The sequence below is a fragment of the Desulfomicrobium apsheronum genome, assembly GCF_900114115.1.
In the GTDB taxonomy this organism is placed as follows: domain Bacteria; phylum Desulfobacterota; class Desulfovibrionia; order Desulfovibrionales; family Desulfomicrobiaceae; genus Desulfomicrobium; species Desulfomicrobium apsheronum.
In genome coordinates this window covers 51,211-70,291 of sequence record NZ_FORX01000014.1, presented here as the reverse complement: position 1 = coordinate 70,291, position 19,081 = coordinate 51,211, and the positions used below count along the sequence as shown (strand labels likewise).

At 56.2% G+C, this 19,081-nt stretch carries 14 protein-coding genes; 6 read left to right on the top strand and 8 right to left on the bottom strand.

Going from position 1 to position 19,081, the window contains the following annotated elements:
- The first annotated feature begins 25 nt into the window (after nucleotides 1-25).
- Nucleotides 26-1,432, top strand: coding sequence for an aspartate kinase (locus tag BMZ40_RS13020; protein ID WP_092376520.1), 1,407 nt, complete (start codon nucleotides 26-28; stop codon nucleotides 1,430-1,432).
- 247 nt (nucleotides 1,433-1,679) lie between these two features.
- Here BMZ40_RS13020 and BMZ40_RS13015 read toward each other — a convergent pair whose 3' ends face one another.
- Nucleotides 1,680-1,940: a hypothetical protein gene (locus BMZ40_RS13015; RefSeq protein WP_092376517.1), complete on the bottom strand. Its 261-nt coding sequence runs from the start codon at nucleotides 1,938-1,940 to the stop codon at nucleotides 1,680-1,682.
- A gap of 697 nt (nucleotides 1,941-2,637) precedes the next feature.
- Here BMZ40_RS13015 and BMZ40_RS19285 point away from each other — a divergent pair.
- From BMZ40_RS19285 to BMZ40_RS19640, 5 genes are all read left to right on the top strand, one after another.
- Complete coding sequence (locus BMZ40_RS19285) at nucleotides 2,638-3,258, top strand: tetratricopeptide repeat protein (RefSeq protein ID WP_143075635.1); 621 nt, start codon at nucleotides 2,638-2,640, stop codon at nucleotides 3,256-3,258.
- 600 nt (nucleotides 3,259-3,858) lie between these two features.
- Nucleotides 3,859-5,031 carry an ADP-ribosylglycohydrolase family protein gene (locus tag BMZ40_RS13005; protein WP_245751113.1) on the top strand — a complete coding sequence of 391 codons (1,173 nt, stop codon included), beginning with the start codon at nucleotides 3,859-3,861 and terminating at the stop codon, nucleotides 5,029-5,031.
- 108 nt (nucleotides 5,032-5,139) lie between these two features.
- Complete coding sequence (gene dinD, locus BMZ40_RS13000) at nucleotides 5,140-5,946, top strand: DNA damage-inducible protein D (RefSeq protein ID WP_218143773.1); 807 nt, start codon at nucleotides 5,140-5,142, stop codon at nucleotides 5,944-5,946.
- 54 nt (nucleotides 5,947-6,000) lie between these two features.
- On the top strand, nucleotides 6,001-6,186 hold the full coding sequence (locus BMZ40_RS19940) for a hypothetical protein (protein ID WP_245751112.1): 186 nt from the start codon (nucleotides 6,001-6,003) through the stop codon (nucleotides 6,184-6,186).
- 15 nt (nucleotides 6,187-6,201) lie between these two features.
- Nucleotides 6,202-6,378 carry a hypothetical protein gene (locus tag BMZ40_RS19640; RefSeq protein ID WP_177193162.1) on the top strand — a complete coding sequence of 59 codons (177 nt, stop codon included), beginning with the start codon at nucleotides 6,202-6,204 and terminating at the stop codon, nucleotides 6,376-6,378.
- On the opposite strand, the gene BMZ40_RS12990 is transcribed toward BMZ40_RS19640, so the two are convergent.
- From BMZ40_RS12990 to BMZ40_RS12960, 7 genes are read right to left on the bottom strand one after another with little or no spacing between them, the layout of a single operon-like run.
- On the bottom strand, nucleotides 6,375-7,682 hold the full coding sequence (locus BMZ40_RS12990) for an McrC family protein (RefSeq protein ID WP_092376515.1): 1,308 nt from the start codon (nucleotides 7,680-7,682) through the stop codon (nucleotides 6,375-6,377). The genes BMZ40_RS19640 and BMZ40_RS12990 overlap by 4 nt on opposite strands.
- Nucleotides 7,679-10,057 (bottom strand): McrB family protein, encoded by a 2,379-nt coding sequence (locus BMZ40_RS12985; RefSeq protein ID WP_092376512.1) that lies wholly within the window; start codon nucleotides 10,055-10,057, stop codon nucleotides 7,679-7,681. Before BMZ40_RS12985 ends, BMZ40_RS12990 begins: the two co-directional genes overlap by 4 nt.
- A gap of 4 nt (nucleotides 10,058-10,061) precedes the next feature.
- Nucleotides 10,062-10,814, bottom strand: coding sequence for a M48 family metallopeptidase (locus BMZ40_RS12980; protein WP_092376509.1), 753 nt, complete (start codon nucleotides 10,812-10,814; stop codon nucleotides 10,062-10,064).
- A 4-nt stretch (nucleotides 10,815-10,818) separates the two neighbouring features.
- Nucleotides 10,819-14,139, bottom strand: coding sequence for a type I restriction endonuclease subunit R (locus BMZ40_RS12975; RefSeq protein WP_218143772.1), 3,321 nt, complete (start codon nucleotides 14,137-14,139; stop codon nucleotides 10,819-10,821).
- Nucleotides 14,139-15,197, bottom strand: a complete 1,059-nt coding sequence (locus BMZ40_RS12970; RefSeq protein ID WP_092376506.1) for a PDDEXK nuclease domain-containing protein — start codon at nucleotides 15,195-15,197, stop codon at nucleotides 14,139-14,141. Before BMZ40_RS12970 ends, BMZ40_RS12975 begins: the two co-directional genes overlap by 1 nt.
- Nucleotides 15,194-16,501: a restriction endonuclease subunit S gene (locus tag BMZ40_RS12965; protein ID WP_092376503.1), complete on the bottom strand. Its 1,308-nt coding sequence runs from the start codon at nucleotides 16,499-16,501 to the stop codon at nucleotides 15,194-15,196. The genes BMZ40_RS12970 and BMZ40_RS12965 overlap by 4 nt, the downstream gene beginning before the upstream one ends.
- Nucleotides 16,491-18,992, bottom strand: a complete 2,502-nt coding sequence (locus BMZ40_RS12960) for a type I restriction-modification system subunit M (RefSeq protein ID WP_092376500.1) — start codon at nucleotides 18,990-18,992, stop codon at nucleotides 16,491-16,493. Before BMZ40_RS12960 ends, BMZ40_RS12965 begins: the two co-directional genes overlap by 11 nt.
- Nucleotides 18,993-19,081 lie beyond the last annotated feature (89 nt).

The following is a 19,081-nucleotide window of genomic DNA, read 5'->3' as shown; positions in this document are numbered from 1 at the left end:
ACATCACTTCAGTCCGGGAAAGTCCATGAAAGCTAAAGTTCGTGTTGAAAAGATCGGCGGAACATCCATGTCGCGGTTCCCGCAGATCATCGACAATATCATTCTTCGCAATCCTGCCGACATTTTTGGCCGGATCTACATTGTCTCCGCCTACGGTGGGGTCACCAACGAGCTGCTGGAGCACAAGAAAACCGGTCAGCCCGGCATTTACCAGCTCTTCCGGCAGCAGGAAAACTACGCCAGGAAGATGCTCGCCCTGCGCGACACCCTCTTCGAGCTGAACAAGACCTTTGTGCCCGCAGGACTCGATCTGGCCGCCGCCAATGAATTCGTCGACGATCACATCGATCTGGCCATAAACATCCTGCGCAGCATGGATAACGTGCTGGCCTCGGGTTACGTTTCACGCACGGCCCTGTTCCTGGCGGCGCGCGAACTGCTGGCGTCCCTGGGCGAAATGCACAGCGCCTTCAACTCCGCCAACATTCTGCAGAATCGCGGTTACGACGCCACCTTCGTGGATCTGAGCGGCTGGGAAGACAGCCGGCAGTTGACCATCGACGAGCGCATCAGAGCCAGCTTCGAAGGCATCGATCCCTTCTCGACCATCTGCTTCGCCACCGGCTACACCAAGGGCACAGAAGGCATCATGCGCGAATTCGACCGGGGCTATTCGGAGGTCACGTTCTCCAAGGTCGCGGTGATATTGGGCGCGAGCGAAGCCATCATCCACAAGGAGTATCACCTCTGTTCCGGAGATCCGGTGCTCATCGGCGAGAAAAACATCCATCCGGTCTGCAACACCAACTTCGACGTGGCCGACCAGTTGGCCGACGTTGGAATGGAGGCCATCCACCCCAAGGCGTCCAAGCCGCTGGAAGTCAACGACATCCCCATCCGGATCAAGAACGCCTTTGATCCGGACCACAGCGGCACGCTCATCACCAAGGACTTCATCGCACCCGAGTCCATGGTCGAGATCGTGACCGGCTCCGAGAAAGTCACCTGCCTGGAAGTGCACGACACGCGCATGGTCGGCGAGGTCGGCTTTGACCTGCGCATCCTGCAGGTGCTGGCCAAGCATGACATTTCCTATATCAGCAAGGCCACCAACGCCAACACCATCGGCATGATCATCAATGATCGCGACTGCCGCCCCGAGATGATCGCAGAATTGCAGGACAGATTCGAGCAGATCACCCTGCAGAAGGTGGCCATCGTCTGCGCCATCGGCTCCAACATCGGCCAGCCCGGCATCATGGCCAAGGCTGCCAGCGCACTGGCAACCGACGGGATCAACATCCTGGCCGTCTCGCAGACCGCCCGCCAGACCAACATGCAGTTCGTGGTCGAACGCAGCCAATTCGCCAAGGCCCAGGTTGCGCTGCACAAGGCTCTGTGCATGACTGGCCCGAGAGCCTGCACCGTCTGATTGCCGCTATTACTTCACCATAACTGACTGCTGTAAAATTCAAAATTGCAGGACGTTCGAAAATGGCGAGATGCAAGGAAGCGAAAAAATCCAGGGTGCGCAGTGTATTTGGCATACATAAGCGGTCTGGATTTTTTCGCTGACGCAGCAGATTGCCGTTTTGGGGCGACCTGATAAATACGAATCCCCGGGACAGCCGTCGTCTGTCCCGGGGATTCGTGTTCCTGCCCCGCCTTGCAATGAAAATTCACTTCAACAAAAAATTGAGTTCACTCTTCGTAAGTAAACTCTTGTAGCGCCCCGCCACTTCCCTGCCTTTCTTGATCGGTTCTTTCAGCTCTTTACCCTGTTGCGACAAAACCTGCTTCACGGCTTCGCGAAACCGCTCATGACGCAGCAACTCTTCATCAGGAACAATCATCACGTAAGGTTTCTGCTCTGATTGGAGTTCCGAATCATCTTCTGTGCAGCTGTCAACATCCTGCAAGGGTTCCTGATCCGTGTTCATGACAAGTCCTGGATAAAAAGTTTCTTCGTTTTATTTCGGAACAGAGTTCACCGCAAAAAGCCGTCATCTTTATCAAAAAAAAATGCCTTTCCAACCACCGAAAAACGCTTCGATTCCTGCCTTCGCGGGAATGACGACCAGGCTCTCTCACGTTTTTTTTGCACTTGCCCATAACATATTGAAAGCATGTGCATGGTCCCATTAAATGCTTTTAATATAATTGGAGAATCAGCTGGGAATAAATAAATATAACTAACTATTTTTAAAAATTATATATACTCAACTTAACAAAAAAAGACACTTTGGCTTTTTTTGAATTTCAGTTTGCAAAAAAAGCCATCAATTTTTTAAAAATAAATACCTACGTATTAAATTCTTCATGAAAATATATGTAGGTATTTTTATTTTTTGAGAGAAAATTAGTTACTAGTATTTACTTTTTTACAAACTTTTATACATATAAATACGTATTAAAGAGATCTCAATACAATTTTTTAAAATTTAAATTCATAAAAAAATAAGCATGTTATTAAACTATAAACATTTTTATACATAAAAAATATTAAATACGGTTTAATTAATAACACAAAATGACGATCAAATAAATACTAATCGGTATTTTTGGTCAATCCAGAAAAAACTGGAAACATTGCGCCTCGCAAAAACAACAATGTACGTACATACATAAGGAGGAAACATGAAAAACTCCACCCTACTCATTTCCCTGGTTACTCTCTCGCTCCTGACTCTCGTTGGCCCGATCATGTGCCGAGCCGGGGAGTCCCATGCCAAAGAGCAGGCATCTTTTGCATCGCCTGACCTAAATAATGCGCGGATGGCGGCAGCACAGGCAAATCAAAACATGAAAGCCGGACAAGGACCGCAAGCCGGGCAAAATATTTCAGGAGCCATCGCTTCATTCACCAAGGCAGCAAACCAGGCTCCCAATTCGGCGGATGCCCATTTTGCTCTGGGAGAGGCACTGGCCAGAGCCGAGCACTTTCAGGAAGCTCTGGTCAGATACACCTTGGCGGTGACCCTGGACCCAAGCCACACCAAGGCGCTTTACAGCCGCTCGCAGCTCTGCCGTCGCATGGCGCTGCACGCGCAAGCCTATAAGGACTTGAGCCAGCTGATAGTTCTAAAGCCTGGAGTCGCGGATTATCACTACCAACGCGGTACGGTGCTCATGAAGCTCAAAAACATCACCGAAGCCTACCGCGATTTCCTGCGAGCCTACGAACTGGACAAAAAATATCCCAAGCCCACCCTGTTGTGGGACAAGGAAAAAGAGACAGTGGCCACAAAACGAGTATGACAAGTGAAGGATAATGCCGCGCAACAGAATACTGTTCTGAAGCCAAGGGTGTATTGCCGCGCGCCTTCCTTGATCGGGAGCAGCATCTTTCGTTCGACCAGTTTTCTGATCTGATAGGTGCGTTGCTCCATAGTCATGCCCGGCATGGCAGCGCCCAAATCGGCGGCTTTGGCAATGCCCTTTTGTGCACCGATCTGTAGAATGTGCGCTTCAGTCGTTGTGATCAGTTCGCGTTCGCGGGCAAAGGCAATGGCGGGCAGAAGCACGCGGTCGGTCAGTAGGCATGTTGAAGGGGGGAAATTGTTATCTTGAATTTGCTATTTTTCCTTCAAGGAAAACAAAGTGTTAATTCAAATATCATAATGAAGCGTCATGAAAAATGAATGCCGGCAAGTTGAGTTCATGCTGAAGAGCATTGACCGCGTTTATCCCCCACCCGGCCATGCTCGCTCTTGCCCTCTTTTGTTGCTCGACATGATCAGTCGATGACCCGCAAAGCGTGGCCCGCGTCCTGGACATTTCCGGCTTCTGCATGCCCTGGGCGACGATGCCTGCTCACTGGAATGGGTAGCGACCATCTATCGCTTCATGGCAGGCACCATGGACATCAAGACAGAGGTCGTGCACGATGCTCCCATGGAACCAACGTCAAACCACTGCCTTGCGCCATCCGTATACCTGCAGCGGGCATCGGCGGCCCTCGCCTCGCTCTTTGTCGGCGACTCTCTGGCCATGCCGGCGCACTGGTACTACAACACCGCCGATATCGAACGCGCCTTTCCCGGCGGCATCAAAGACCTTAAAGCCGCGCCGGAGTTTCACCCCTCGTCGATCATGTCGCTCCACTCCACCCGGCGTGGCGGCCGTTCGGGGCAGGACCGGGGCCAGTCAGACTCCCCGGAGATCATCGGATCGGTCATCCTCAAGGGCCGGCGGTACCTCTGGGATCAAGCCAACCGGCACTATCACCATGGCATGCAGGCCGGTGACAACACCCTCAACGCCCACTGCGCCCGGGTGCTCATGCGGTCCATCATCGAGAGCGACGGCCACTACAGCCGCGACCACTTCCTGCAGTCCTACATCGAGTTCATGACCGCCGACCCGCCCCGGCACCGGGACACCTACGCCGAATCGTACCACCGCGGCTTCTTTGCCAACCTCGTCGCCGGAAAGCCTCCCCATAAATGCGGCGCACGGACACACGACACCCCGTCCATGGGCGGACTGGTCACCATCGGCCCCCTGGCCATAAGCGAGCTGCTGCATGGGACCGCATTGGCCACGGTGCAGGCGACCTGCCGGGAACATCTCTTCCTGACCCACCCGGACGAGACGTTGGGTCGTATCTGCGACGGCTATGTCGCCCTTGTCGCCGGCCTACTCCTGCGCGAGGCAGACGAGTCCCCCGATAGGCATCTGCTGGAGGCAGCCCGGGCAACCATGGGCATCGATCTCGCGCAGATGGTCGAGCGCGCCCGGACAGACCGGGAAATCGTCGGCGGCAGGTATTCCACCGCATGTTATATCAGCGATTCATGGCCCAGCCTTCTGTTCCTGGCGTTCAAATACCGCACCGACCCCAAGGCCGCCCTGCTGGCCAACACCAACCTGGGCGGCGAAAACGCCCATCGCGGCGCGGTGCTCGGAGGCATTGTCGGACTGTCGTGCGGCAGCACGGTCGATGACTGGTTTGAACGCCTCATAGACCATCAGGCCATACAGGCGGAAATGGCGGCCTTGCTTTCCCCTTCGTGCATGACCGGGCTCTGAGTGAGACTTCGTAATTTTCAGGCTTCCCTCACGCACCGAGCGTCTGGCTGGTTGATGGATTGAACCGCGAAAAGCGCGAATGACACGAAATGAAGAAGGTATGTTCTCATGGACAAATCAACCCTGATTACATTGCAAAACCGATTTGATGGCTTGAGCCAAACTGTGCCGGACGAAGGCATTGAATTCTGGTTCGCTCGCGATCTGATGGAGCCGTTGGGCTATGTCCGATGGGAAAATTTCCAGACGGCCATCCAGCGGGCCATTACATCCTGTGAAACAACAGGTTATGAGCCAAACGACCATTTTCGTGGCGTCACGAAAATGGTCAAGCTGGGCAGTGGAGCCGAAAGGGCTGTCGATGACTTCATGCTCACTCACTACGCCTGCTATCTCATTGCCCAGAACGGCGACCCGCGAAAGGAACCGATCGCCTTCGCCCAAAGCTACTTCGCCATCCAGACCCGCAAGCAGGAGCTGATCGAAGACCGCATGCGTCTTTTGGCGAGGATGGATACTCGTGAGCGGCTTCGGGAATCGGAAAAAACCCTCTCTCAGAACATCTATGAACGGGGCGTCGATGATGCCGGATTCGGTCGCATCCGTTCCAAAGGTGATGCGGCGCTTTTTGGTGGACACACCACGCAGGTAATGAAAGACCGCTACGGCATCACCAAAACTCGCCCATTGGCTGATTTTCTGCCGACCCTGACCATTGCCGCGAAAAACCTGGCCACCGAAATGACGAACCACAATGTCCGACAAGATGATTTGCGAGGCGAGCACGCCATTACCAGCGAGCACGTGCAGAATAATATGAGTGTGCGCGACATGCTCGGACAGCGCGGCATCAAACCCGAACAGCCTCCACCTGACGAAGGCATTCAAAAAGTTGGAACGTCGGGGCAGGGCTGAAGAAAAGAAACTGGTCAAACAGTCAGGAAAACTGCCCGAATCGAAGAGACAAGAATGAACCGCGAAACACGCAAAACACACGAAAAGATTCTTTTACCGGATGAGTGCTACGCCATTCAGAAGGCGGTGTTTGATGTTTACCGGGTCGACCTGCTCTTCAATTTCGGCGACTATCCCAAAGCTGAGATCATCAGGATAGCCAATACCAACTTTCGCGATTTTCGCGCCTTCCGCGGTTAATAAAGGGATCTAAACATGCTGCAAAACAACCCCGAACTGAAAAGCAAGATCGGCCAGCTCTGGAACAAATTCTGGGCGGGCGGTATCTCCAACCCGCTCACTGCCATCGAGCAGATCACCTACCTGCTGCGCAAGTCAGGGCGGCATATAGGGACACGTAAACTATTCCTCTTCGTTCTTATCGCAGATTAATTTTCACAAATGTTCTGGATAAAAAATTTACTGAGTGCCAGCGAGTTTGGCAGTATTAGCTGACGTTTCCTGATACAAAATGGCAGCACCCAAAGCTGCATTCCATTTGCTTTCGGAAAATCAAAGACAGGTAGTGGCTCGGCGAACGCATCTGTTTTTGGATAAATCAGTACGACGTCTCCAGTCCCATCCAAATAGTGGTGACCATAAGCATATAGTTGATAGAAGTCACTCTGGCTAAGCTTATATTTTTCGCGTGCGTTGTTCTTGGAGGTATCCAGTAGTTTCCACTTCGTATCAAGTACTAGGCAGTTTTTTTGACCATTCCGGATCAACAAATCAGGTTTTAGGCGAAACCACCGCTGAGCCCCATGTGCAACGAGGTGCTGACTCCTTGCTTGCGCCTTCAGTACATAATCGCCCCGCAACTGCCGAGCCAGGTGCTTTTCCACATAGGCTTCAAACACCGCTTCCATCGGAAAAAGCAGCGACGGCGCATGATGCTTGCCGAATCCGGAAATGGGGCTGAGTCCCTGAAGAATCAGCCTTGCCCAATCCAATGCGGCCTCGTAGTATCCCATGCCCCGGTCTAGCCTGACTCGCTGCATATCAAGTTCAACGTCGGCAGACAGCGGCACATCGGCAAACACGAAGCTGAGTTCACGAGCCAATCGCTGATTTTCTTGCGATCTGCACATGTTCAGTATGTGACGGAGCGCGGTATGGATGAGCCGGTTTTCAGCGCGATCCTGCAAAAACTCATCATGATCGGTGAAGAATCGGTCTCGCCGCACCAAATTCTGAGTTATCTGTTGGGCAACCAATAACCGTCCACGCAAGGCAAACAAGTTATCTTGCCGCGCCACATAGTCACTGCGCAGGCCGCGTTTAACCAACGCCTCAACCGCCTTCAAGAACTGCTGGATAAAAACTTCCAAGAGCGGCATGCGTTCAGTGGTCAGATTAGCATTGGCGGTCTTGATGTGTCGAAACCCTACCAAGCATTTCAGCATCTCGATCAAAAGCCACCGAGCTTCGTCCGGCGAGGTATGCTTTCCCGTTTTCGGTAGAACTTCGATTTGAAAACCACACGGCGCACGTAGCACACCAACGTAGCTGGTTACCTGTATAGCTCGCTGGCCGTTCACTTGGGCCATTTTTAGCCAGCCAAGAGCATCGTCATCAGTTCTCAGGCACTGCGCTTCTAACCAGACAAATACGCGCCTTGGCACGGCGCACTCGATCACGTCGGTCTTTGCTTCGACGATTTTGTCGAACTCAAAAATCCTCAGCAAATTCTTCATTCTGCTGCGTCTGTCGGCGCCAATTTGGCGGAATAGATGCCAACATAAGCGTCAGGTCGATCGAGCGCGTCCAGATTCAATTGATATCGTGGCCGTATTGAGTATTGATCCAACTCGTGTTCCCGGCCAAACAACGCTGGCAAATCCTCCTCGCGATCAATTTCGAGGACGAATTGAAGTTCTTTTTTTGATTTCTGATTGTCGCCGAGCACCAGCCGAATCTTCTGCCAATCTTCGAAGAAGTATTCCCCCAAGAGCGGGATGATCTTGTTCTTGAACACGATTTTCAACTCAGCGAAGCGATCCTGTGCTGGAACTTTGATCAACCGGCAGAAGTAGGCATGCCCCACCGTGTGATCACGGTCGTAGAGCGCCTCAATGCGTTTATTGAGCATGCGAAGCATTTGCTCAATATTGATATCAACACCGTTGTGAGAAACGCTGGCGCTCGCTAAAACCGACGGTTCAGGCATGATCTCTATGAACTCAAAGCGACGGCGCAACGCTGTATCCACGAGTGCCAACGAACGGTCAGCCGTATTCATCGTGCCGATGACGTCCACATTTGCCGGAACCGAAAAACTCTCACCAGAGTACGGCAAGGTCACTGTAAAGGTGTTCTCGCCTCCTTCCCGTTTGTCAGGCTCGATTAGAGTAATCAGCTCACCAAAGATCTTGCTGATATTACCCCGATTGATTTCGTCGATGACCATCGCGAAGTGTTGATTGGGTACGGTTCTGGCCCGGCGGCATAACTCCTTGAAAACGCCCTCACGAATCTCATAATGAATTTCGCCTGATTCTGCATCACGGTCGAGAACGGGCCGCAGCCCTTCGACAAAATCCTCGTACCCGTAGGATTGGTGAAAGGTGACGGAACTAAAGCGCTTGATATATTCGGATACTGGCGGCCCCGCATTATATTCATCAACCACTCTCCTCAGGCCGGCCGCTGCTTCCTCCCAATCCCCAGCAAGAATCCAGGACGAATCCGGCAGCTTATCGAATACGGCAGGAGCCATTCGCTTGCTCATTTTTACCGTTTCAGATGAGTCAACAGCGTGATACTGTAGAGCGCTCCAAATGGTATTGCGCACGGTCTTGTTTGCGCTCTTTGCGGCAGCAACAGCCTTCACAAATGGATGATCAAGCAATGCGTCGACGCCAGCTTTGCCACCCATGTGATAAAGAGCTGCAGCAGCAGCTTCCCACCATGTTAGACCGACGATCTTATCCCCGATGAATTGATTTTTCCATTCCTCGACAGATACTGAGTTTGTGGCCTGCTCGTACTCTTTCTTGAGCTGAGACAACATGTAAGTCTTCCCTGTGCCTGGAGGTCCGTAGTAGATGCGGTTGATAGGCTGTTTCACTATTTCAGAATCCACCGGATCCTCATCGCCTAAGTCTTCGCCAGGTTCTACCGGGTCGTCCCGAAGCTGATCAGGCCAAAGGCCTGGGCGTTCAGTCTCCAATACCAACCATTCGTCCAGCAATTCACGCTCTGCGGCCAAGGTGGTCTCAATTTTTGCCACCAAAGCGTCGCTCAGCGGTACCCGATCCATCTTGGGCACCGTTCCTACCTCGCGCAGCCACGATATCTTTCTGGCGCGAGTACCTTGGATGAGGCCAAGCACGCCGATCGCACGCTCACTTCCGGGATTCTTACGGCCAAAACGCACCTGAATACCTTTGCCCATATGCCACCAATCCAGGCCCGCCACGTGAGCAACCCTGACTAACCTGCAAAACATCTCCTTATTCTGTGACGACCACGAAGCTCGGAAGGTTTTAAAGGCTAACTTGCTGTCAAAGTGCTTGAGAATGTCTTCGTCAGTAAGTTGCTCTTTCAAATTCAGTCTGCTCAGCACTTCGTCATAGTGGATGGAAAAATTTCGAATGGCCGTTACGCTCCACTCGACCAACTCAGCCAGCGATTTGCCAAGGCCTTCTGAAACAGGAAGAATTGCTACAATAGGTGACGCGTTGCCGTAGTCACCACGTAGTGCAAGATAATCACGACGAACAGATGCATCATCACTAAGCCCGACCGTATCGATCTTGACCACAAAACCATCATCGGCCTCGATCCCAACAGTATAGGCCAACTCTTTTGGCGAATCCGCTGCCGGATAGATACGTGCCCAGTTGTAGGCCTGAAAATTATTTGCCTGGTTTGTCGGCCGCTTACGAATTTTGACCACGCCCAACGGAAACAATTTGGCCATCACCTCATTGGCCCACGACTCGGTCACCTCATAAGCATTCTTCAATTCCTCGTAGGCGCGGTTCTGTTCAGGGTTGGACTCATCGCGTTTTTGCCCCTTCCATTTGTTCAGCAGCTTGAAATGGTCACTGGTGAAATAATCCGCCATGTTTTTATATCCCCTCGATATCAATTCCGTGTTCCGCCAGCCATGCCTTGCGCTGGACATAGTCGGGCATTGCCCGCTCAACGCGCAGCCAAAAAGCCGGGGTGTGGTGAGCCTCGTGCAAATGGGCCATCTCGTGCACGACCACGTATTCCGCGATACGGGCTGGCAGCAGGATGCTCTTCCAATGGAAGTACAGCCAGTCGCCTTTGCCGCAAGAGCCCCAGCGATACCCGAGATCCTGCACCTTGACGCCGGCGGGCGCCACCTCCATGCGCGACTGGTACTCAGCCACCCGGCCCGACAGCCAGACCCGGGCCCTTTCGCTGTACCAGCGGATGAAATGCTCCCGTGCGTCTGCTTGCGTATCGCGCCGCAGCGCAAAGCGGCCATTCACCAGCTTCAAGGGTGTGTTTAGGTCATCAACAAGCTTCAGCCGATAGCTGCGCCCCAAATACAAAAACCCCTCGCCGCCGACGAACTCTTTACGCGGCACCTGGCGCTGCAAACGCTCCTTTTCGGCCAACTTCGTATAAATCCAAAAGCGCTTTTCAGTGACGAAATCACGCAACTGTTCGATGCCAACATCAGGCGGTGCGCTTAGAATCAGCTCACCGGTTCGTTCCACCGTGATTTGCATGGTCCGGCGACGAGTGCTTCGACGTAACACGAAGCGCAGATCATCCATCTGGATATAACTCTCGGCCGAGGCAGAGGAACTATCCGTTTGATGGTCGGCAGATTTCAGAGGCACCGACATGACGTTACACCTGCACCATTTTGTCGTGGTTGGCACGAGCCTGTTCCATCAACTTGTCCGCAAGTACGCCCGCCTTGTCGGTATCCACCAGCGGCGGCCTCAGGCGCATCACATGTTCGAACAATTGCGTATTCAGGTTTTCCTGCGCCGCACGTTTGTAGGGGCTCCAGATGTCACGGTTGTCCTGCAGTTCCTGCACAATCAGGTCCACCAACTCGACCGTCACATCCTTCAACCGCAACAGCTCCGCAGGCGTCGGCGACTGGCCGTCGCTCACCACGTCCAGGACGGTGCGCAGGAAGGGCGCGTACTGCTCGGGCAAATCGCCTGGAGTATCTGCGCTGCTGGCCTTGCCCGTGCGCAACTCGTCGATGATCTTCTGCAGTTGCGAGACCACCTCGTTCCACTGCTCGCCCAAGGTCTTGAGTATGTCGTTCAGGCGTTCGGAAAGCTTGCGGTACAATACGGGGTCTTCGTCCAGATGCTTGCGAATGTGCGAACGAATCGCGTGCTCCATCTCAGAAGCCTTGGCGCGCTCGTTTGCGACACGCGCGACATGCATGTCGAACTCGGCATCGGTCAGCTGAATCGGCGGGATCTTCGGGTCAACACCTAGAGAGATCACATGGTCGTCGATCAGTTTGCGCACCTTGGCGCCGACGTCCTTGCCCAGCACCGGCGTGTCCTTGTAGCGGTTGCGGGCGCGGGCGTAGATGTAGGCCAGACGTTTGGCGTCACCCGAGTATGGCAGGCCCTCGGGACGCGGCAGCACCGTATCCAGCGATCCCAGGAACGCCTTGAGCTTGACGGAAAATTCGGCGCGCAGCTTCTCGCTGCCCAAGGCCTCGATGCAGGCTTCGGTGTCATCCAGCGACTCGATGCCTAGCCTTCGGAACAGGTCCACCACGCGCAGATGCCTGGAGCGCAGCACCGGCACCTCGTCCTTCAGGCTGGCCAGCGAACCCTCCACGTCCTCATCAGAGTACGCGGCCAGTGCCTCCTTCAAATGCCGGGCCACACCATAGTAATCCACCACGATGCCGCAGCGCTTGCCGAATCCGGTACGATTGACGCGGGCGATGGCCTGCAGCAGTTCGGCCTCGCGGATCGGGCGGTCCAAGTACATCACGCCTTCAATCGGCGCATCGAAACCGGTGAGCAGCATCGACTTCACGACCAGAAAGGTCAGCGGATCGGTCTTTTCCGGCTTGGCGTGAAACAGCGGCTTCTTGAAGCGCTTGATCAATTGCTCGTGCGCCGCGCCGTCCGTCCAGCGCTTCCAGGCCGGGTCGTCGTTGTTGCTGCCCGAAATGACTGGCGCGAACTCGATGCGGGCCAGGGTGTCGCGATAGCGCCAGGCCTGCACCACCGCCTGCACTTTGGCCGGTCGTTGGCACAAGGCCTCGTCGTCAAGCCCCTTGTCTTCCGGCGACAGTGCCTGCGCTTCAGCCAGCAATTCGTCGCGGCCCTGCTTCAAGGCCTCGAAATAGCGGATCGCCGCCAGACGGCTGTATGCCACCACCTGCGCCTTGTACCCGTTGGGCAGGATGTTGGTGACGTAGTGGCGGATGATATCGCGGGCCTTGTCGGCAATCAGCGCCGAGGCATCGAAGATATGGCCCTTGGTGGCGTACTTTTTCTTGATCGCCTCCAGTTCCTCAGGCGTGTGCTGACGGAAGAGGTCTTCGAACAGCTCGTCCAGACTGGCGCCATCCTTGATCGCCCCGGTGGTCGTGCGGCCTTCATACAGTACCGGCACTGTCGCGCCGTCGGCCTCGGACTCCTTGATGGTGTAGCGATCGATGAACTCGCCGAAAATCTCATGGGTGCGCTTCTTCTCGCCCATGATGATCGGCGTGCCGGTAAAGCCAATGCGCGCGCAGTTGGGCAGGCCCGCCAGCAGGTTGGCGTGCAGGTCGCCGGCCTGGGTGCGGTGCGCCTCGTCAACGAGCACGAGGATGCTCTCGTCCTCGTTCAGCACCTCGAACTTCTCGTTGGCCGTATAGGCGGCTTTCGCTTCCTCCAACTTTGGCAGATCGTCCGCCGTCAGCGGCGCGTCACCCGCCGAGTCCGTGTCGCGGTATTTCTGGATGGTGGCGAAGATCAGCCCTGGCCCTTTGCGGCGCGCCAGGGCCTTGATACCTGCCGTGCTGTCGGCCACCTCGACCACTTCGCCGATCAAGGTGGCGGTTACGGACAACTGGCCCTGCAAGTCCTTGCGGTCGGTGACGACGATGACCTTAAAGCGTCGCAGGTCCACGTCCCCGCGCATCTTGCGCACCAGAAACACCATGGTCAGGCTCTTGCCCGAGCCCTGGGTGTGCCAGATGATGCCGCCGCGCTTATCGTGCTCACCGTGCTGCAGTCGCGTCTGGCCGGTCTTGAGCCGGGCAATGGCCCGATTCACCGCCCGATACTGCTGGTAGCGGCACACGGCCTTGATGGTCTGCCCGCCCACCTGCATGAACAGCACGAAATTTTTGACCACATCCAGCAGGTGCGCGGGTGCGAGCAGTCCGGCGATCAGGCGTTCCTGCTCGGACAGGGCGGGCTTGCCCAGGCCTTGCGCCACCTCGATCTCGCTGCAGCTGCCATCGGGGCCGACCACCGTTTTCCACTGGCAGTAGTGCTCGAAGGCCGCGCCCGCGCAGCCCACCCGCGCCTCGTCAAAACTGGAGGCCACGAGCAGCTGGTTGGTAGCGAACAAAGGCTCGCTGCCCTCGTTGTCGTCCACCTCGAAGGCGGCCTTGCGCTGGTTGCTGTAACGGCGCAGCTGGTCAACGGCCTCGGCCAGGGGCTCGGGCGTGGAGGGGCTCTTGCATTCCACCACGACCAGGGGGATGCCGTTCACCAGCAGCACCAGGTCGGGCACGATGAAGGCCTTGCCGCTGTTGAAGCCAGGAGGGCAATCGACACGGTACTGGTTGATCACGGTGAAGCGGTTGTTGGCCGGAGTCTCCCAGTCGATGAAGCGGATGGTCTGCCCCCGCCCCCCGATCCAGCCGGGCAGGCCTTCGACGGTCAAGCCACGAATCAACAGGCCTGTGGCCTTTTCGTTGGCCTCCATCAGCTTGTGCGCCCCCAGACGGGTGATGGCCGCCACGGCCTCGGACAGCCGCGCGTCGTCCAGCCAGGGCTCGCCGTCGGGACCGGGGTTCAACGCGCGCAGTTGGCCGCGCAGGACCTCCTCTTGAATCACCTCGGCAAAGCCGGTTCGGCCCGTGACCGCAGGGTCGTCCAGATTGCCCTCGATGTACCCCCAACCCAGCGCCTGCAACTGGGCCACAAAGGGTTTTTCGACATCTTCGAGTTCCCAGCCCATCATCATTCCTCCCCGGACGTTTCATCCGGCAGTCTACCCAGCTCCTGTTCGATCTGTTCAATGCTGGGCAAACTGGTCTGCAATTCCGTCGGCAGCGATTCCAGCAGCTTATATTCGGCAATGCCCAACGGTTGGGCTTTGTCGCGCAGCGCGTACTCAGCCACCACCTTATTTTTGCTCTTACACAGCAAAAGCCCGATGGTGGGGCCGTCCTGTTCGCTTTTGACCTGGGCATCCACGGCCGTGAGATAAAATCCGAGTTGGCCCAGATGCTCGGGTTTGAATTTCTCAGCCTTCAATTCGATGACGACGTAGCAACGCAGTTTGAGATGATAAAACAAGAGGTCGACGAAAAAATCGTCGCCGCCGACTTCCAGATGCACCTGACGGCCTACAAAGGCAAAACCTGCACCCAGTTCCAGCAGGAATTGCGTGATGTGCTGCACCAACGCGGCTTCGATGGCCCGTTCGTCCGCCTCTTTGCCGATGCGCAGGAAATCGAACAGATACGGGTCTTTGAGGGATTGGCGGGCCAGATCCGTGTCGGACGCGGGCAGGCGCTCGGTGAAATTGGTGATAGCTTGGCCTTCGCGCTCCAGCCGCCGGGTCTCGATATGGATTTCCAGCACGCTGCGCGACCAGCCGTGCTCAATGGCCCGCTGGGCATAGGCCAGGCGCAGGCCCGGTGTTTTCAGCCTGGCCAGGAGCACCAGATTGTGCCCCCAGGGCAATTGTCCAACAGCCTGTTGGACAATTGCCTCGTCCGGCCAGGCCTCGGCAAAGGCGCGCATGTACATTAGGTTGGCGCGGGAAAAACCCTTCATGTCCGGAAAGGTCGTGCGCAAATCATGCGCCAGCCGCTCGATGACCTTGGCACCCCAGCCCTCGCGCCCCTGCCGCTCCAGAATGTCGCGGCCGATCTGCCAGTAGAGCAGCACCAACTCCCGGTTGACGGCCAGGGCGGCGCGCTGTTGAGCACTGTGAATGCGGGTTTTGAGCTCGGCCAGCCAGTCGGCGTAGCCGGTGGGGGGAAGAGTCAGGGAGGGGGGACGTTTGGTCATTCGGGGTCCTCCAGCAGTGGCGTGACGCGGACGCGGCCGGTGAGGAGGTCGTCCATTAGGCCGGCCTGGAGGTCGCGAAGTACCAACACCTCCTCGACTTCAACCTGCACGCGGCTATCCGCGGCAGCAAGACAACCCATGATCCGCTCTTGCTCGGGCTTGGGCGGTATCGCGTTCGCCAACTGGCAAACGATCCTCCCGCTTATCTTCACCATGCTTCCCGAGGTCCCCACGGCGTGGGCCTGGATCTGCCGACGCACCGATGAGGAACGCAGCACAAACTGCAGGAACTCACTGCTTGTCTCAGGAGAGGGCCGTAACCGCATCATCAGGTCGGGGTAGGTACAAGGTGTGCCGACATCGCGGTAAACACCCACAAGGCCGACCAGATCGCGCGTGTTTGACCGGCTCATCAATAAGTCGCCATCTGAGAGCATCGCCGCCGCCAGTCGTGTGTCGCCACGTGGGGCTCGCTTCAATTGGACAGGTTCGAAGCCTTCATTCGTCAGACACCCGAGCCCGAGCATCTGCATTCCGGTCCATTCACCTGCCTCTTGCGGTGAATAGCCGTTCCTTGGCTTTCCCTCAAGCCAGGTTTGAAGTGCTCCGAATTCCCACTCCTTCGGAATCCACCCCAGCAGCGACTCCTTGTAAAGATGCGGTGCCTCAGCCTGGGGCGGGCGAAGTTCTCCGTTGGCGTCGATACCGCGCGTCAGCAGGTCGTGCAGCAGGCCCTGCTTGACGGCCTTGAGCTTGGCGATGATCGCTTCAGTTTCATGGATGACGGTATCGAGGGTGTCGAGAACCTGCGCTACGCCGGATTGCTCTTGAACCGGAGGCAGTGTAATTTCAAACTGCCGGAGGTCCGCTTGGAACAAGTGCGGTACTCCAAGACCGGACTTTTTGTCATGAATCAACTTCTGAAAAGCAGCGGCCTTAGTCAGTTGATGAAGGAACGCAGGCACGAGCCTGTCCGCGCACCTTATGACTGCAATCGACCCATTGACAGTTGCGGGGCCAGGGAGATTGCGCACCAGGTTGCTGATGCCTAGAGTGCTTCCGTCTTTGACTAAAAGTACGTCTTTATCCTCCAGCATTAGCTCTGGAGACTCGAAATAGCGTCTCTGCGAGATGAAATTGACGTCATTAAAATCGATCTCAGGGCCTTTGATGTTCGGCGTGGCAAGGAAAATGTAGCCTTCGTGCTGGTATTCGGAGGCGTGAAGTCCTTTCCATCCAATCCTTGCTTTGATGCTTGCACATGCCCCAAGTGTGGTCCGCGACCACGAGGTCTCAGGCGACATACCCCAACCTCGTTAAATAGCTCTGTAGGGACTGCGCCGCTGCATCCCGCTTGCCCTCGATCTCGGTCAGCGTCACCCGGTACTTGTCCCACCAGTTCTCGAACGCGGCCACGATCTGCTTGCGCTGGGCGGCCATATAACGTTCGACGATGGCCTGCATGTCGTTGTGCAAGATGGTCAGCAGCAGATCCGCGGCAACTTCCGGCGTCAGCCCGTCCACGGCGGCGTCGATGTGCTGCTTGAAACTGTCGTGCTTGGCTTTGAGTTGCTTCTTGACGGCAGCGAGCTCCTTCTTCCACACCTTTACCTGTTCCTCGCTCACCGCGTTCTCGTCGTCGCCGTCCTCCTCCGCCTCGGCGGCTTCGCCCTCCTCGCCTTCGGCGCCCTTGGGCGCGGCGGCCTTGATCTGGCTGTCCAGTTCGGCCTTCTTGGCCTCCAGCTCGGAGATGGCGTCCACGAAATCACTCATCAGGAACTTGACCAGCTTGTGCTCCAGCGGGTTTTCCTTGCTGGCCTTGTCTTCCAGTGCGGTGACGATGCTGGTGCGCCAGGCGTCGGCTACGCCCTTGGCGCCGCGCGCCATCAGGGTCAGGAACTCGTACTTGGTCTGATACCAGAAGCCGGCAACGATGCCGCGCACCTGGAAAGGGTCGAGTAGGCCGATGGCCTCCAGACTCTGGCTGAAACTGGCCAGCAGGTCGCTACGCAATGCGACGAGGCCGGCGGCATTGTCCATTTGTCCGGACAGTGCCGTGATGCGTGCGCCGTGGGTTTGCCACCATTGCTCAAAGGCGGCGCGAATGGCCGTTTCCTTGCCGACCAGGCTGGCATTATTTTCGACAGCCACCTTGAGAGCCTGGCGGGTGTCGAGAGCCGGCGCGAAATCGAAATACTTGGCGTCCCTTTCCACCAGCAGATCCATGGGGTTCAGGCCGTGGGCCCGGAACAGCCCGGCTTTGTCGCCCACCTCGGCCTTGGGGATGCCGCCTACCAGATGGGCACGTACATCGTGCGGCTCGGGCGGTGGCGCGTTGTCGGCGTAGCGGCGGATGTTGAGATTGTAGTCGTTGGTTTTCAGCGTGGCGTTATCGACGATGGCCGAAAAGCCATCGATGGCTCGGAACTCGTCGAAGGTAGTGACGATCTTCTCGATATGCTCAGGCAGCAGGAAGTTCTGGGCTCGGCCCTCGAAGAACTCGCGGTCGGCATTGATGAACAGCACCTTGCCCTGACGCTGGGGCGACTTGCCGCTGACGCGGTGAGCACCCTTCTGCACCCGCTGCCGTAATACCAGAATGCAGGCCGGGATACCGGTGCCGTAAAACAGGTTGGGCGCGACGCCGATGACGGCTTCGAGCAGGTCATCCTTAATGATACCGGCGCGAATGGTTTTTTCCTCACCGCCCCGGAACAACACGCCATGGGGCATGACGGTAGCGACCATGCCGCCGTCGCGGGTCACGGCCAGCATGTGCTGCAAAAACATCAGGTCGGCCTTCTTGGCACCCAGCGGCACCTGGCCGTAGGTGAAACGCTCGGCTTCAAATTTGGGCTGCCAGGCGGGCTTGCCATTAGCATCCTTCTCGGTGTTGCCCCAGTTGATGGAGAACGGGGGATTGGTGAGTACGCGGTCGAAGTGCATCAGTTCCCCGCCTTCTACGTGCTGCGGATCAGCCAGAGTGTCGTCATTTTGTAGATTGGCGTTGCTGATGCCGTGCAGCAGCATGTTCATCTTGGCGATGGACCAGACCGTACCGTTGAACTCCTGCCCGAAGAGGTTGGCCTTGCGGCCATCTTCGCCGTGCTCGTCGATATATTCTTTGGAAGCGATCAGCATGCCTCCGGAGCCGCAACAGGGGTCGTAGATGTCGTGCTTGAGCTCGGGCTTGATGAGCCGCACCATCATCCGCACCACCGAACGCGGCGTATAGAACTCGCCACCCTTCTTACCGGCCGAGTCGGCGAACTCACCGATCAGGTATTCGTAGGCCGCGCCGAGCAGATCCGGGAATTCGAAGTCCTCGTTGCGCAGCCGGTAGGCGCCGAAGTGGGTGATCAGCTGGCGCAGCTTGATATCCGGGATCTTGCTCTGGCCGACCTTGCGGGTGAAGTCGATATGCTCCAGCACATCGTACAAGCTGGTGTTGGCCGTCTCAATGCCGGTCAACGCCTTATTCAGAAAGTCCCCCACGTTCTGGTGGGCATCGTAAAGCAGAAACTCGTAGCGCGACTGCGGCGGCACCCAGAAGGACCCATCTTTCTTGTACCAACGCGAGTTTTCGGCGGACTTCTTGGCCTCGGCATTGCTCTTACCGGCGTCGATTTCCAGTTGGATGACTTCTTCACGACGCTGATCAAACACGTCAGAGCAGCGCTTGAGAAACAGCATCCCAAAGATATATTCCTTGAACTCCGAGGCATCCATTTTGCCGCGCAGGATATCGGCCGCCTTGAAGAGGTGACGTTCGAGTTGTGGGAGGGTCAGTGGCATGGAAAAAATCCGTTTCAGTTCGATAGTTTTTGCGAGGTGCTCCCCAAACGTGGTCAAGGAGATGGCCGTTCTAAGGCATGAAATCTTCG